Annotated in this window: 12 protein-coding genes; 1 reads left to right on the forward strand and 11 read right to left on the reverse strand. The window is 53.8% G+C overall.

The genetic code is table 11. The annotated features are described in order from the left end of the window. The 11 genes from NSQ73_RS34730 to NSQ73_RS34780 form a co-directional block, all read right to left on the reverse strand. A partial coding sequence (locus NSQ73_RS34730) for a hypothetical protein (RefSeq protein ID WP_340990736.1) occupies window positions 1-190 on the reverse strand: 190 nt, incomplete at its 3' end. A gap of 133 nt (window positions 191-323) precedes the next feature. Further along, window positions 324-2,045 carry an adenine deaminase gene (locus NSQ73_RS34735; RefSeq protein ID WP_340990737.1) on the reverse strand — a complete coding sequence of 574 codons (1,722 nt, stop codon included), beginning with the start codon at window positions 2,043-2,045 and terminating at the stop codon, window positions 324-326. Window positions 2,046-2,067: 22 nt separating this feature from the next. Continuing rightward, a complete protein-coding gene (locus NSQ73_RS34740; protein WP_340990738.1) occupies window positions 2,068-3,138 on the reverse strand; it encodes an ABC transporter ATP-binding protein in 1,071 nt (356 codons plus the stop codon). A gap of 30 nt (window positions 3,139-3,168) precedes the next feature. After that, window positions 3,169-3,957, reverse strand: a complete 789-nt coding sequence (locus NSQ73_RS34745) for an ABC transporter permease (RefSeq protein WP_039310212.1) — start codon at window positions 3,955-3,957, stop codon at window positions 3,169-3,171. Between the two features lie 4 nt (window positions 3,958-3,961). Next, window positions 3,962-4,780, reverse strand: coding sequence for an ABC transporter permease (locus NSQ73_RS34750; protein WP_340990739.1), 819 nt, complete (start codon window positions 4,778-4,780; stop codon window positions 3,962-3,964). Beyond that, window positions 4,773-5,753, reverse strand: a complete 981-nt coding sequence (locus NSQ73_RS34755; protein ID WP_340990740.1) for a nucleoside hydrolase — start codon at window positions 5,751-5,753, stop codon at window positions 4,773-4,775. The genes NSQ73_RS34750 and NSQ73_RS34755 overlap by 8 nt, the downstream gene beginning before the upstream one ends. Window positions 5,754-5,755: 2 nt before the next feature. Next, on the reverse strand, window positions 5,756-6,847 hold the full coding sequence (locus NSQ73_RS34760; protein WP_171720647.1) for an ABC transporter substrate-binding protein: 1,092 nt from the start codon (window positions 6,845-6,847) through the stop codon (window positions 5,756-5,758). Window positions 6,848-7,162: 315 nt separating this feature from the next. Continuing rightward, window positions 7,163-7,507: a hypothetical protein gene (locus tag NSQ73_RS34765; RefSeq protein WP_039310202.1), complete on the reverse strand. Its 345-nt coding sequence runs from the start codon at window positions 7,505-7,507 to the stop codon at window positions 7,163-7,165. A 1,220-nt stretch (window positions 7,508-8,727) separates the two neighbouring features. Continuing rightward, window positions 8,728-10,881: an alpha-galactosidase gene (locus NSQ73_RS34770; RefSeq protein WP_340990741.1), complete on the reverse strand. Its 2,154-nt coding sequence runs from the start codon at window positions 10,879-10,881 to the stop codon at window positions 8,728-8,730. Between the two features lie 197 nt (window positions 10,882-11,078). Further along, on the reverse strand, window positions 11,079-11,348 hold the full coding sequence (locus NSQ73_RS34775) for a hypothetical protein (RefSeq protein WP_340990742.1): 270 nt from the start codon (window positions 11,346-11,348) through the stop codon (window positions 11,079-11,081). A gap of 239 nt (window positions 11,349-11,587) precedes the next feature. Further along, window positions 11,588-14,125: a beta-mannosidase gene (locus NSQ73_RS34780; protein WP_340990743.1), complete on the reverse strand. Its 2,538-nt coding sequence runs from the start codon at window positions 14,123-14,125 to the stop codon at window positions 11,588-11,590. Window positions 14,126-14,417: 292 nt separating this feature from the next. Between NSQ73_RS34780 and NSQ73_RS34785 the strand changes: the two genes are divergently transcribed. Next, on the forward strand, window positions 14,418-15,770 hold the full coding sequence (locus NSQ73_RS34785; protein ID WP_340990744.1) for an ABC transporter substrate-binding protein: 1,353 nt from the start codon (window positions 14,418-14,420) through the stop codon (window positions 15,768-15,770). Window positions 15,771-15,830 lie beyond the last annotated feature (60 nt).

The raw sequence follows: 15,830 nt of genomic DNA on the forward strand, positions 1-15,830 counted from the left end.
ATTTAGTGGGATTTATCCCTTTCATTCCTCCATACAGCCCACTTCTAGCGGATTTAGTGGGATTTATCCCTTTCATTCCTCCATACAGCCCGCTTCTAACGGATCCAGAGGGATTTATCCCTTTCATTCCTCCATCCAGCCTACTTCCGGCGGTGAATTCAGAGGTACTGCTAATAACAAAAAAGGGCATCCCACCGGGACCCCCTTCTCTGCCAGCCTTCTACTAACTCTTCTACCAGCTTTACTTCCAGCTCTTTTACTAGCTCTCTGCTAGCTCCTCTGCCAACTCTTCCGCCTAATCCCGCTGCAATCCCCAGCTCCCCTTACTCGTCCCCAAGCGGGAACAGCAGCGGTACTACCTTACCGGCACCGACATCAATCAGGCCGTGGTCCGTTATCTTCAGCGCCGGGCTGACCGGCAGCGAGTGGGTGCTGATGGACATAATCGGGTTGTAGTGATTGTAGCCCAGCGATTCCATCGCCGTGCGCAGCGCCAGCACCTGCTCCGCAGTCTCGGCCAGCGGCGCTTCGGTCAGGATGCCGCCGACCGGCAGCGCCAGCAGCGCGAGCACCTCGCCGCCGCAGGCGACGCAGAAGCCGCCCTGCTCCGCAATCACTGTATTGGCGGCCAGTACCATGTCCGCCGCATTATGTCCGACAACCAGCAGATTGTGGTTGTCGTGCGAATACGTAGTCGCGATCGCGCCGCGCTTAATCGTGTCTCCGCCGATCAGGCCATAGGCACGGTTGCCGTTCTTGCCGTACCGCTCAAAGGTCGCGATGAGACCGCAGCCGGTCTCCTCCCACTGCAGCAGGCCGTCCTTCACTCCGGCCTCCACATGCTTCTCCTCGGTAAACGTGGACACGTTGTTGACCATCATCACGCGGGCGCCGTAGCGGCCGTCCGGTAGCGCAGCAGGCACCGTGAAGTCAGCCTCCGCCAGCGGCTCCAGCTGCACACTCTTATAGAAGTGAGCCGGGAACTGCGGCTCACTCACGACCTGTGCCTGCGGGCGCATGCGGTCATAGACCTGCAAGCCCCGCTTGTACACCGCCTCAATGGCGAAGCTGTCGAGGTCGGACAGCAGCAGGTAATCGGCGGTTTTGTTCGGTGCAACCACGCCGCGGTCATCCAGCTTCATCCGCCGCGCCGGGGTGAACGTAGCCGCATAGACTGCGTCCTCCGGCGTCATGCCCATGGCGATGGCTTTGCGGACCAGGTGATCCAGATGGCCGGTCTGCACCAGCGAATCGGTCATGACATCATCCGTCACGAAGCAGAAATGCTCACTGACCGGATGACCGATCAGATACTCCACGACTTCAGGTGTCATCGATTTCTCCTGGATCTCGATGAACATTCCGGCTGCGATCCGTGCGGTCAGCCCCTCAATACTCTGGTGGGTATGATCGGAATCAATCCCCGCATAGATCAGGCGGTGCAGATCGAGGTCCAGCAGCTTCGGCGTATGCCCTTCAATGACCAGGCCCGGATAGCGGCTGCGGACATGCTGGAGGATGCGGTTGCTTTTCCCCTCAGGATCACGGATCACATCCACAAAGTTCATGACCTCGCCCAGGCAGATCATCCGCTGCGTCTCCATCAGCTCGTCGATATCAGAGATCTCAATGGAGCCTCCCGTAGTCTCCAGCGGAGTTGCCGGCACCGAGCTCGGAATCGCATAGAACATGTCCACCTGGCAATCCCGGCTGGCCCGGATCATCTCATGGACGCCCTCTACCCCGAACACATTGGCCATCTCATGCGGCTCGGGAACAATCGTGGTTACCCCGTGCTGCAGAATACCGTAGGAGAACGTCTCCGGTGTGATCATCGTGCTCTCAATATGCAGATGGATATCGATGAGGCCGGGCACCAGATACTGCCCCTTAGCATCAATGATCTCAGCGGCCACAAACGTCTCAGCACCAAGAGGACCTACGTAGAGAAAGCGTCCTTCCTTAACGGCCACATTCGCCGTCTCGAATCTTTTATAGTAACTGTTGTAGACCTTAGCGTTCAGTATAAGTTGATCTGTATTCATCGTGTATGCTCCTTATGACGCGCTACTGCACCAGCACCAGCTTCTCTTTTGGAAAATAAACCGTGACCTGCTGTCCCTGAATGAACGGCTGCTCCATCTCCTGATTGACCGTGAATACCCCAAGCTCCGTCTCTACCTGATACTGGTAGCTGCGGCCGAGATACGTGCTGACCTGCACTTTACCGGTCAAAGCATTCCCCTCCATGCCTGTGCCCGTATCCGCCACGCCGCCAAGCAGCTGCAGATCGTCGGGACGAATCGCTCCGAGCAGTCCGGTATTCCCCTCGCCGCCCGGCCGCTTAGCCGCCTGGAATTTCAGCTCACCACGGCTCAGCTCAATATCCGAACCTTCATCATTCCGTCCGTCAAAAGCAATAAAGTTCCCGAACCCGATAAACCGGGCCACAAATTCACTGGCCGGATATTTGAAGATGTTCGCCGGATGATCCAGCTGCTCGATCTTGCCGTTATTCATAACGGCAACCTGATCGGAGATTGAGAAGCATTCCTCCTGGTCATGGGAGACGTAGACGGTGGTGATGCCCAGCTCCTGCTGGATGCGGCGGATCTCTACCCGCATGTTGACCCGCAGGTTGGCATCGAGATTGCTCAGCGGCTCATCGAACAGCAGCAGATCCGGCTCGATGACGAGCGCACGGGCAATCGCTACCCGCTGGCGCTGTCCGCCGGACAGGGCACCCGGCAGTCTGGATTCAAAACCGCCGAGACTGACCGTCTCCAGCATCCGGTTTACCCGCTTCTTAACCTCCGCTTCCTTCAGCTTGCGCAGCCGCAGGCCGAACGCCACATTGTCAAACACCGACAGATGCGGGAACAGCGCATAGCTCTGGAACACGAAGCCGAAATTCCTTTTCTCCACAGGAACCTTGGTATAATCCTTGCCGGAGAACATGAAATTCCCTGCCTGGGCATTCAGGAAGCCGGCGATCAGCCGCAGGGTGGTTGTTTTGCCGCAGCCGCTGGGTCCGAGCAGGGAGAGCAGCTGGCCTTTTTGCAGCGACAGGTTGAAATCCTCTAAGATCAAACGGTTGTCATAAGCAACCGATACATGTTCAAGACTGAGTAGTGACATTGCTCTAGGCCCCCATTATCTTTGAATAGGTTATCGTTTGGTGAAATAGGCGAAGCCCATCAGCCGCTCGATGATGAACATCAGCGCTGCCGTGAGCACCATCAGAATGACCGAAATCGCGGCAATCGTGGGATCGAAGTAATTTTGCACATAGGTCAGCATTTGAATCGGCAGGGTACTGATCCCTGGCCCCGTCATGAACACGGAGATATCCACATTGTTGAACGACTCCAGGAAAGCGATCAGAATGGCCGCCAATATTCCTGAGCGGATGTTGGGCAGCACGACTTTGAAGAAAGTGTATACTCGGGTCGCCCCCAGGCTCTGCGCCGCCTCTTCCACCGCGAAATCGAAATTCTCCAGACTCGAAGCAATCACCCGGATAATAAAAGGCAGCATAATCACCGTATGTCCGATCAGCAGCCCCGCCACAATCGGCAGATTGTACACCACAATCAGATAACGCAGCAGTGTGAAGCCCAGCACAATCCCGGGAATCAGCACCGGCGACAGGAATACCGCATTCAGCGTGTCCCGCCCGCGGAACCGGTAACGGCTCAGCGCGTAAGCCGCAGGCACACCCAGCAGGAGCGCCAGCAGATTGCCGAGCAGCGAGATGACAATGGAAGTCCTGAAGGTCTCCATGAAGGCGCTGACCTCAAAGATGTTCTTATACCACTTCAGCGAAAAGCCCTCCGGGGGGAATTTCAGGACCGTGCCCGGCTCAAAGGAAGTAATGGAGATGATCACGAGCGGACCCAGCAGAAAAATAAAGACCAGCAGCGTGTACAGGGACAGCATGCGGTTACCTTCCTTCATATTCTCACCCCTTCGGATTCAAGCGGTTGGCCCAGGCATTCATCAGCCCAACCACCACAAATGTAATAACGATCATAATTACCGCGATCACCGAAGCCGCCTGCCAGTCATTCAGCGTCATGGCATTCTGATACAGGAAGGTGGAGACCACCCGTTCCTTACCGCCGAGCAGCGCCGGCGTGGTATACGCCGTGAGACTGCCGACGAAGACCAGAATTCCGCCAATAATCAGCCCCGGCACGGTCAGCGGGAAGGTGATTTTGCGGAACGCCGCAAACGGGGAAGCGCCCAGACTGCGCGCCGCCCGGACCAGCTCATGGTCCAGATTCTCCATCACTCCGAGCAGTGTAATAATGATCAGCGGCAGGAACAGATGCACCAGCCCGATCATCATCGCAGTCGGCGTATACAGAATGTCGAGCGGCTTCGCAATCAATCCGGTGTTCACCAGGAACGAGTTGATCAGCCCTTTTTTGCCTAGAATAATCATCCAGCTGAATGAACGCACAACGGGACTGGTCAGCAGCGGAAAAATCGACAGCGCAAGCAGAAGGCTCTTCTTACGCGCGCTGGCCCGCGAGATATAATAAGCCGCCGGATACCCGAGCACCATGCAGACCAGCGTAGTCACCACACTTACCCGGAGCGTAGTCAGCAGGATGCGGTTAAAGTACCCGTCGCGGAAAAAATACAAATACCCTTCCAGCGTCAGCTTTCCGTCCTGCACAAACGTGGAGGCAATGGTCAGCGTGATCGGGACCAGCATGAAGGCCGCCAGGAAAAAGAGGCCCGGCAGCAGGAGAAGCAGCACTCTTTTATTCATTCTCATGACTCCCGTCCTTCTTCGGTTCTTGATTCAAGCTATTCAGGCTATTAATGAAGCACTCCAGAAAAGCCGGCGCGTCCACCTCCAGACAGACACCGGCATTGGCCGGCTTGTTCAGCCTGTTCTGGAAATCGCAGACGGTCTGCCCGTCGCATAGCTCGCTGCGGGTTTCCACGTCCACATAATACTTCTGCACGCTAACAAATTCCCGGTTCAGCGCCACACCTACCGCCAGCGGATCATGCAGCGCACAGGCCTGCACACCGTTACGTTCAAAATAGCGCGTACGGTAGTCCGCCGTACTCTGCTCCACATATTCGCGAACCGCCGGAATACGCAGCTTCGCGATATCCTCCGCGCTAAGCAGCGCCCGGCGGGTTACATCCAGCCCGACCAGCGTCAGCTGCGGGAAGCCCGCAGCCAGCACCAGCTTGGCCGCCTCCGGATCGACATACATGTTGTATTCCGCGGTCGGCGTAATGTTGCCGAAGCCCTGCACCACACCACCCATCACAATCACTTCGGCGGCATGCTGCGTAAGCTCCGGACATTTGTGCAGCGCGCGCGCCAGATTGGTCAGCGGCGCGGTCATAATCAGCGTGACCTCGCCGGAATGCGCCAGCACCTGGCGGATGATGAAGTCCTCCGCCCGCTCTGCTTCCGCCCGCTTGGTTACCGTCATGTCGCGCAGTGCACCGCCGATGCCGTCCGAGCCGTGAACACGGTGCTCGAACACGGTATCGCGGACAAGCGGTTTGTCCGCTCCACGATAGACCGGAATCTGCCCGGATACGCCGAGCAGCTCCAGAATTTTGCAGGTATTCAGGGTCGCCTGATCCAGCGAGACGTTGCCGCTGACTGTGGTGATCCCCAGAATATCGAGCTGTCCGCTCGTGACGGCCAGCATAATTGCCAGCGCGTCATCCACCCCTGTATCTACATCGAGAATGACTTTTTTACGCCCTGTCATCCTTAGCCGCCAATCTCACGGTTGAAGCGGTCTGTCCACACGGAGATATGCTCGTTCACGAAGGACATGTCCAGCTTGCGCAGCTTGCTGATTACCTCTGCACCGTATGTTACGCCTACTGCTTCTTCATCCGTCAGCACAACTTCTGTATTCACCGGGGAATCGACTTTGGCTTTGGCCGATTTCTCCTGCACTTCCTGGCTCAGCTGCCAGTTGATGAACTCTTCGGCAAGCTCTTTATTGTCACTGCCTTTGACCACGTTGACCGTATTCATTACAGCATAAGCACCTTCAGACGGTGCTACGAACTTGGCATCCGGCACGGCTGCCTGGAGATCCTTGAAGTACATTTCCATAATCGGACCGCCGGCAATTTCCTCCTGGCCGAACATATTTACATACTCCGAAGTCTGGGAGTAATATTTGACCACATTGCTGTCCAGCTCCTTCAGCTTCGTGAAGGCTCCGTCTTCATTGAACTCTGTACCGCCCGATACGAGCGATGCCGCATCCACAATCATTGGACCCGCTGTGGCAGTAATCGCCGGCAGCGCCAGGTTCTTGTCGAACTTACTCCACATATCTGCCCATGAACCCACTTCTCCATCAACAAGTGCCGGGTTATAGGCAATTCCCAGACGGCCAACGGTGTACGCCGGACCATATTCTTCGCCAAGCGGTGCTTTGGCAATATCATAGATTTTGTCGATGTTCGGAATATTGCTGCGGTCGATCGTTTCGAACAGTCCTTCATTGATAGCCTGCTGCGCATAATAGTCAGACAGATAGACTACATCTACATCGGAGCTGCCCTGGCGGATTTTGTTCAGGCGCTCGGCGTTGTTGCCGATCTCGACGACGATTTTGACATTATGCTCTTTCTCAAAAGGAGCGTAGACAGCTTCCTTGAAGAAATCCTCCGAGAATCCCCAGGTTGAGACCACTAATTCCGTTGGCGCACCCGCAGATGTTGCTTCCGGTGTAGCTGCATTGTCCGTACCGGCGCCGTTTGTCGCAGCGGTATTGTTGTTGCCGCAAGCGGCAAGCAGAGAAGTCAAAGCAAGAGCAAGGCCTGTAGTCATTAATTTATTCATTAGTAAATAACCTCCCAAATGTAATTAAATATGCGGTACAATTCCAGCGGTCATCCTATACATACGGCATGTTCTGTCAGTCTTCCATTAAGCAATCGGCAGCAGACAACGGAACAGCAGCACCCCCTGTTGGTAATAAAAACTTGGTTTGCCTTATTTTTTCACAAAAAAAAGAAAAGCATTCTTGTAGGAACAAGAACACTTTTCTTTGTATAAACAAAGGAAAGAGCTACCCCGTTATAGAAGGACGGTCTTCGCTTAAGATAGATCAAAAGCAAAAATCCGTGATATTCAAAATTCATTGACTGAAATGCTTCATTCCCCGGCCAATATCATATTGGTAAAAGCCCATCCGGTTGGTGCATCATAATCCCTCAGCAGAACCTCAATCGTTAAGCCCATCTCTGCTTCAAGCCGTTCTTTGAATCTCTTCTTAAACAGCAGCGACATCCGGAAGTCCACTTCCTGCTTAAGCTCCGGCGCCTCCCCTTCAAGGGCAGTCGACCGTGGAGACCTGCGGTGCTTGGCGTGAAAGGTAATGACCCGCTGATCGACAGTAACGCGGAGCAGGGTCGTCCCGAAACCAAACAATTCCTTGGATATCTCATTGTAGATCTGGCACATCTTCTTCTTCTGCTCGCTGTTTTCCAGTTCTGCCATGAAACCACCTTCGAAAACAGAATATCGTACATTCACATCGATAATAATTGCTATTATACATAATTCTAGCTTTTCCGGCAAGAAAAAAGCTGAATATAACATGAAAGTAACGCCAAACCCGAACGATGCCTGGTTAACAGTTATGTGGAATGAACTGAATTCCTCCGGATCGACACCGCATTACCACCGGACTCACACCGGACTCACACTAAATGCTTTACTGGAATTGGATTGCAGCAGTTCGCTGCTAGACCAGCGTTCCAGCTCGACTCCAGCTCTGTTCTAACTGTATTTCGTACAACTAAAACGATCATTTATCGCGCTGCGGGCGTTTTAATTACAGTTTGTACAGTTAAAAACCCCCATATTCCGCAAAAGAAGTGCTGCCGCTATTTTTAAGTGTACAGAATACAGTTAACCCGGGAATCCGGTCCAATTTCCGCTCTTTAGTTGCAGAAAATACAATTAACCGCTTACGCTGCATATGGGTTACTCTCCAAATGGACTGACAAGTGCTGGCTTCCACAGATAGGTACATGTTCAAGTTCAATTCCAATCTATCGGAGGATGATTAGCCCGACTCAGCCGCGGTTCTCGGGAAATAAAGTTAAGCCTATTTACAGTTAACCTGCTTAATTCTGGATATGAACCGAAGCTTACAAAAACAATCAACGGCAAAGGGAGTATTGCTGCTACTGCTGCTAATAGTACTTCGTCTGGCTACGACTGCAATGCTGCTACATCCGGCTACGTCTGCTATTGCTGCTTCATCTGCTTCATCTGCTTCATCTGCTTCATCTGCTTCATCTGGCTACTGCTGTTACGTCTGCTTCATCTACTACTGCTGCTATATTTGCTGCTACTGCTACGTCTGCTTCATCTGCTAATGCTGCTACGTCTGCTACTACGTCTTCTTCATCTGCTGCTACTGCTGCTACTGCTGCTTCTACATTTGCTACTTCTGGCTACGACTGCTAATGCTGCTACGTCTGCTACGTCTGCTACGTCTGCTACGACTGCTACATTTGCTACTTCTGGCTACGACTGCTAATGCTGCTACTACTGCTATTTCTGCTAATTTCTGCTACGTCTTCTACATCTGCTACTGCTGCTCCCCCTTTGCCGCATCCCTAATTATTCACATGCTACAGCTTTCTATACAGAATAGGGGAAGCCAAGGTTTCCCCGGCTTCCCCTATTCCCTATGATCTGCCTGTTGTTTATCCTTCAGCCTTCAGGTGGTAGCAGCCGCTCACGAAGTCCCGCTGGACCTCCGGCAGCAGCAGACCGGCCTGCATCAGACAGTCACCGCCGTAGACTTCGCCGCTGCCTTCAATACGGTAGTCGAGGTCCGGGTTCAGGCCCCCGAGCAGGAGCATCCGGCGCGGCGGGTGCGGCATGGCCAGTACCCGGAAGTAATAGACCAGCGCCTCGCGCTGATCATCCGAGACGAACATCCAGGCTGTATCATTGCCCTCGAACGGGCTCTCCAGCCGGTACAGATTGCCCTGCTGCACCAGGCTGCGGATTTCCTTATAATTCGCCACCTGAGCCTTTGCCAGCTCCTTCTCCTCCGAAGTGAACTTCGTCAGATCGAGCTCATAACCGAAGTTGCCGGACATGGCGACATCCCCCCGGAAGGACAACGGCGTGAACCGGCCCACCTGATGATTCGGCACCGCAGAGACATGTGCTCCCATGGAGCTGGCCGGATAGACTAGGCTGGTGCCATACTGAATCTTCAGGCGTTCTACCGCATCGGTGTCATCGCTGGTCCAGGTCTGCGGCATATAGTAGAGCATGCCGGGATCGAAACGGCCGCCCCCGCTGCAGCAGCTCTCGAACAGTATATGCGGAAATGCCGACGTCAGCCGTTCAAGCAATTCGTACAGCCCGAGTACATAACGGTGCGCAGTTTCTTCCTGCCGGTCTGCCGGAAGCTGCGCCGAGCCGATCTCGGTCAGACAGCGGTTCATATCCCATTTAATGTAGGTTACCGGAACTGAAGAGAAGATACGGCTAAGCGACTCGAAAATATACTGCCGTACCTCAGCCCTGGTATAATCCAGTACCAGCTGCCAGCGGGCTTCACTGCGGCGGCGGCCCGGCACATGCAGACACCAGTCCGGGTGGCTGCGGTACAGATCGCTATCAGGCGAGATCATCTCCGGCTCAACCCACAGGCCGAATTTGAGTCCATGGCCGTTCACCCGCTGCGCCAGGTCAGCCAACCCACCCGGCAGCTTGCGCAGATCCTCTACCCAGTCACCCAGCGAGGAATTATCCGCATCCCGTTTGCCGAACCAGCCGTCGTCCAGCACGAATAGCTCAATGCCGAGCTTCGCCCCTTCGGCGGCAATCGCCTCCAGCTTGTCGGTGTTGAAGTCGAAATAAGTGGCTTCCCAGTTATTGACCAAAATCGGACGCTCTTTGTCCCTATACTGCCCTCTGCAGAGACGGGTCCGGTATAGACGGTGATACGTTCTAGACATCTCTCCGATCCCCTGTCCCGAGTAGACCATAACCGCTTCCGGAGTCTGGAAATATCCGCCCGGCTCCAGCTTCCAGGAGAAATCGAAGGAATTCAGACCGATGGTAAACCGGGTGGTTCCGAAGGGATCTACCTCTGTCTCAGCTTCAAAATTGCCGCTGTATACCAGGGAGAAGCCGAACACCTCGCCTTGGTTCTCATCAGCTCCGGCCTTGGCCAATGCAGCAAACGGATTATGCTGATGGCTGCTCATTCCCCGGCGGCTCTGGATCGCAGAGTTGCCCTGCTCCAGGCGTCTGCGGGTAATCTGGGCCTCCCGCGACCAGGCACCGGACAGGTAGATCATATCCATGTCAGCCGCCGGGAAATCCACAGAGGCACTAAGGGCGCGCTGCAGCTGCAGCGTATCCGGGCCGTCATTGGAGAACTCCACGGAACGCGCTATGACATTCCGTTCCTTATATACCGTATATCGCAGCTTCACGGTCAGCTTGGCGTAATCATCCTTCAGAATAAGCTCAAGCGTATCTGCTTCCTCCGGCGATTCTACATACACGGAAGGCAATCCGGCAAGCTCCGGTTTACCTTCCGTCACGCGGTACCCGCTGTAGCGCAGCTCAGTGACCCGTGTTCCATCCTCAAGTTTGGCCTGATAGGCAGGAACGCGGAAATCCCCGGTTCCATATTGCGGATATTCCTGCGGCAGCCGGTCCAGCGAGCCATGGGCCACCGGCAGGAGCAAACCGTCCAGATTGCTGCCCTCACGCAGCCGCCCTCCCCAATAGAGATGCGCCGGATAACCATTCACCAGCCCGATCACATAACTCATCCCTGTGCTCTGCAGGTGGAAAATCCCCTTGTCTTCCTGAACCCAAATCGCCATGGCCCTGATTCCTTCTCTCCTAAGGATTAATTATCTGCAACCTGCAATTTACAGCTACAACCTGCAGCTTAATATCTAATATCTAATATCTAATATCTAATATCTAATATCTAATATCTTCCACTTACTATTTGCTTCGGCCTACAACACGCGCGAACCTCCGCCTCTCACCTAACGATAAGCCGAACTCCGCCCAGTCACCCAACGGTAACCCGAAGTTCCTGTGGTCTTGTCGGTCTTCGGCGGTCATCTACTTCTACTACCGCTCCTACTTCTACTGCTGCCACTCTTACTTCTGCTACTTCTGCTACTTCTGCTATTTCTGCTACTTCTGCTACTTCTGCTACTTCCACTTCCACGTTCTTCCACATACTTTGTTCTTCACAAGCCCCGCCTGCTTCTACGAGACAAGTCCATGCGGACTGGAGAGCGGTTATTTCGCTGAAAATGCCACTTTTTCCTTCCAAGCGGACTCAGAAGCCCCTATTGCACCGCTTCAGCGTCCAAACGGCCTTCTGAGCGGGAATTAAGGTCTTCTGAGTCCGCAAGACTGGAAATAATGCTATATTTCAAACAATAAGGTCTTGTCAGTCCGCAAGCCTGCCTGCTTCCCTCAAGTAGAAACGGCCATCCCGTCCATCAAGGGACGGAATCCGTTTCAGCGGTTAATAGAAGAATGCAGTATAGCGTAGCACCCGCTTTATATTTAGATATAATCCGCCATCGAGCGGACCACCAGCCCCGTCGGAGCCGCCGGCGTGAAGTCCGCCTCACCGCTTCCGCTGAGCGCAAACTCTATCGTCTTCGGCTCGCCCGGAAGCAGATCGAAGAAGTTGTCGGAGAAGATGCCCTCTTCTTCTACGGTCAGATGCACACCTCTAGCCAGCACATCGCTGCTGAGCGTGAAGCTCTTCCCGGCGCTGCCCGGCACTTCCGTCACTGTAATTACCGGCTTGCTCAGCGGAATAGCCTTGGCCGCCGCGAAGTAATGCTCCTTGTGCTCCAGCACCTGTCCGCCTTCCACCAGGGAAGCCACCAGCAGCACTTGAGCCGGCTCGCGGCCTTCCAGCAGCTCAGCAACCGGCAGCGTGAATACCACCTCTGCCGAATCCGCAGCCACAGTTACCGGCTGCGACCATTCCCGCAGCAGGGCGCCGCTGAAGTCATGGAGCCGAATCACCAGCTCACCGTCCAGCGCCTGACGGCGGTCGGAGACAGCGTGAACCTTGAGCGTATCCCCGTCTGTACCGTCAATGGACAGCAGCACATCCTTGAAGGACTTGCGCACGGTATATTGCAGCGCCTTCCAGCGCCCGTAATAATCCATACCCGCCCATGAAGCTACCGGCCAGCAGTCATTCATCTGCCAGTACAGCGTGCCCATGCAGTAAGGCTTGTTCCGGCGGTGGCTCTCAATCGCGATGCGGATCGCTTCTGCCTGCAGCACCTGGCTCATGTACAGGAAACCTCTGAAGTCCTTAGGCTGCGGCAGGTACATATCCATGTACTCTTTGATCAGCTGATTACCCCGTCCGTTCTTCTGATGGGCCAGCATTACCTTGGACTCCAGCTCCATATCCGCTTCTTCTGCATAGCTGAGCACCGACTTCAGCTCCGGGAAGGATTGGAAGCCATATTCACTCATGAAGCGGCCAACCTTAAGGTTATAGTTCTCAAATGGCTCGATTCCGTGCCATACTCCCCAGTAGTGAATATCGCCTTCGCCCATAATCCGCGTAGCATGCTGATCCTGACCGCGGGTAAGCTCACGCAGCGGTGAGGAAGGCCAATAATCCACACCCGGATGATTCGCGGCAACAGCCTCAGGCAGAATCTTGTGGAAGATTTCTTCATACGCGGCCCATAAGGTCTCACGGATATCAGCACTCAGCTTCTCCTTCCAGCCCCAGCCCATATTCTCCTCGAATTGCGACCAGGCCGAATCAATCTCATTGTTCCCGCACCATACAGCAATAGACGGATGATTCCGCAATCTGCGGACATTATATACCGCTTCCTCACGGATATTGTTCAGGAACGACTCGTCCCCCGGGTACATGCTGCATGCGAACATGAAGTCCTGCCAGACCAGCAGGCCGTACTCATCACACAGCCGGTAGAAAGCTTCCTCTTCATAGAATCCTCCGCCCCACACACGCAGCATATTCATATTGGATTCCACCGCCGTAGCAATCTCATGGCGGTAACGATCCTCCGTAACCTCAGTTATGAAGCTATCATTGGGAATATGATTCGATCCTTTAGCGAAGACCGGCACACCATTCAGCTCAAAATGGAACGAAGCCCCGCGCTCATCGGGCTTACGGACCAGCTTAATTTCCCGCAGTCCGGTCGTAACCTCCGACACGGCCACAGCTTCTTCTCCTTCCAGCAGCTCTGCACGGAAATTGTACAGCTCAGGTAGACCCAGCCCGTTACACCACCACAGGCGCGGCGTATCGATGACCAGCTCCAGCTCCACCACCTGATTGCCCGGAACCAGCGAAGCTGCCTTCATCCATTCCTGCCCTTCAGCAGTCACCCGCAGCATGCCGCTCCAAGCTTCCGGAGCATCCACTTCAACTACAGCCGTCAGCCGCGCTTCCTTCGGACTCACCGCATTCTGGCGGATGTACAGATCCTTAATGACCGCAATGTCCCGGCCCTCCAGCACGGCTTCACGCCAGATGCCGCTGGTCAGGAATCTCGGGCCCCAGTCCCATCCATAGTGGTACGGCGCTTTGCGGGCAAACACACTGATCCGCTGCTCCTGAAGCCCGCCGAGCTCGGACTGGTCATTTGGTGCAGGCAGATCATAGCCCAGCTGGGCCAGCTTCGGCAGATCCTCGGTCACCACCGAGCGGAATACGATGCGGATCTCATTCTCCCCAGCCTGCAGAAGGCCCTTCACATTCACGGTCCAGGAGCGGAACATATTATCTGCGGACAGAGCATGCACATTGTTCACATATACATCTGCATACGTGTCCAGTCCGGCGAATACCAGCTCCGTAACCGCCAGTGTCTGCCATTTCTCTTCTAATGTAAGTACGGTTCTATATTCCCAGTTCTTCTTGTCGATCCATTGCAGGTCATGTTCATTGGTTCCATAAAAGGGCTGATCTATAACTCCATTCCGGAGCAGATCCGTATGTACCGTTCCCGGTACGGCCGCCGGAAGCCAGGCTTCATCTCCACAGGCTCTAAATTCCCAGTTCGTCAGGTTGATGTGCAGTTGTTTCATAAGTCCTCCTAAAAGTTTTGTGAGCGTACACTTCCCTGAGATTGCTTCGTACAGAACCCGCATCGGAAGTATACGCTTTAAGTTTTAATAGCATAAGCTTTAAGTTGAATAGCCTACGTTTTAATTACCCTCATTGTATTTTGTTATTTTATTGTTAGCAATAACTTAATTATAATCTTATAAACAGAACAAATAAAGACAATAAATAATAAATGAATACATTTCTCATTGGATACTTTAGCGCTATAATAATCATGTAAACGCTAACAATAAACGAAAAGGGGACTACACAATGAGAAATAAGTTATTTTCGTTATGTTTTGTTATCATCATGATCTTCTCTTTATCCCTGACAGGCTGCGGTTCTAACAACAATAACAACGCAGCGACGGCTACAGATGAGCCGGCAGCAACCACCGCTCCTGAGACTGCCGCCGGAGAGGCAACAGCTGCACCTGCTACTGAACCTGCAGCGGCAGGCGGCGCTGACATCAGCGGCAAAATCATTTTCCTGACCAACAGAACCGACATGATCGGCAAAGAGTATGACGAATATGTTAAGCGCTTTAATGAGAAATATCCGAACATCAAGGTAGAATTCGAAGCTTCCCAAACCGACTACAACCAGCAGGCAAAAGTTAGAATGGCCAGCGGCGAGCTGCCTGACGTGATGTTCGTCCCTAACATTCCGAACTCCGATCTGCCTAAATATTTCGCCTCACTCGATGATCTCGGGCTGAACGACCAGCTCACCTTCAAAGATTTCAAATCCTTTGACGGCCAGCTGTACGGGATCACTACCGGTAACTCCACTTCGGGGATTGTTTATAACAAAAAAGCCTTCGCCGATGCCGGAATCACCGAAGTTCCGAAGACCTGGGATGAATTCCTCGCGGCCTGCGAGAAGCTCAAAGCTAAAGGTGTCGTTCCGCTCGCTTCCAACTTCAAAGACAAATGGCCGCTTAATGACTGGGTATATGCTGTTCCCCGCGTGATTGCCGGCAACCCTGACTTCCCGAATGAGAAGCTGACACAGGATGCTCCGTTCACCATGGACAACGGATACGGCAAAGCGCTTGGTCTGCTCAGAGAGCTGAATGAAAAAGGCTACCTGGAAAAAGACATCAACTCCACCAACTGGGAGCAATCCAAGAAAGACATCGCATCGGGTAAATTCGCCATGTACTTCCTGGGCAACTGGGTCATCAATCAGGTGATTGGTGCGGGTACCACTTCCGATAACGTAGGCTTCTTCCCGCTTCCTTATGACAACTCGGGCACTTTGAAGGCTCCGCTCAGCCCGGACTTCTTCTATGCCGTGGCTAAGAACAGCAAGAATGTCGATGCTGCCAAGGCCTTCGTGAAATGGATGATCGAAGAATCCGGATACGAGGACTTCGCCGGCTTCATCTCCCCGCTCAAAGGCAAAGAATCCAAGCTGACTCAGCTTAAGGAATTCCAGTCGACGGGTGTAGTCCTGCAGGAAGGTACCGTAGATGACGCCAAGGTTACCGAAATCACCAACAAAGCACAGCTCGACCTGCCTGCTATGGTCCAAGAGTTCGTGCTTGCCAAAGATCCGCAAACCGTCTTCGACAAATGGAACAAAGCCTGGGCCAAAGCCAAGAAAGACCTCGGCTATTAAAAACAGCCCCACAAAGTTGAGCTTGGCTTCGGGTGATGACTCAGGTACTTTGCGGGGACC

The sequence above is a fragment of the Paenibacillus sp. FSL R10-2736 genome, assembly GCF_038000245.1.
Taxonomy (GTDB): Bacteria; Bacillota; Bacilli; order Paenibacillales; family Paenibacillaceae; genus Paenibacillus_AQ; species Paenibacillus_AQ phytohabitans.

What these genes read in the sequence shown, in the direction of transcription:
- NSQ73_RS34755 (WP_340990740.1), bottom strand. Translation starts at nt 5,753, where the DNA reads ATGACAGGGCGTAAAAAAGTCATTCTCGATGTAGATACAGGGGTGGAT.
- NSQ73_RS34770 (WP_340990741.1), bottom strand. Translation starts at nt 10,881, where the DNA reads ATGGCGATTTGGGTTCAGGAAGACAAGGGGATTTTCCACCTGCAGAGC.
- NSQ73_RS34735 (WP_340990737.1), bottom strand. Translation starts at nt 2,045, where the DNA reads ATGAATACAGATCAACTTATACTGAACGCTAAGGTCTACAACAGTTAC.
- NSQ73_RS34760 (WP_171720647.1), bottom strand. Translation starts at nt 6,847, where the DNA reads ATGAATAAATTAATGACTACAGGCCTTGCTCTTGCTTTGACTTCTCTG.
- NSQ73_RS34765 (WP_039310202.1), bottom strand. Translation starts at nt 7,507, where the DNA reads ATGGCAGAACTGGAAAACAGCGAGCAGAAGAAGAAGATGTGCCAGATC.
- NSQ73_RS34785 (WP_340990744.1), top strand. Translation starts at nt 14,418, where the DNA reads ATGAGAAATAAGTTATTTTCGTTATGTTTTGTTATCATCATGATCTTC.
- NSQ73_RS34740 (WP_340990738.1), bottom strand. Translation starts at nt 3,138, where the DNA reads ATGTCACTACTCAGTCTTGAACATGTATCGGTTGCTTATGACAACCGT.
- NSQ73_RS34745 (WP_039310212.1), bottom strand. Translation starts at nt 3,957, where the DNA reads ATGAAGGAAGGTAACCGCATGCTGTCCCTGTACACGCTGCTGGTCTTT.
- NSQ73_RS34780 (WP_340990743.1), bottom strand. Translation starts at nt 14,125, where the DNA reads ATGAAACAACTGCACATCAACCTGACGAACTGGGAATTTAGAGCCTGT.
- NSQ73_RS34750 (WP_340990739.1), bottom strand. Translation starts at nt 4,780, where the DNA reads ATGAATAAAAGAGTGCTGCTTCTCCTGCTGCCGGGCCTCTTTTTCCTG.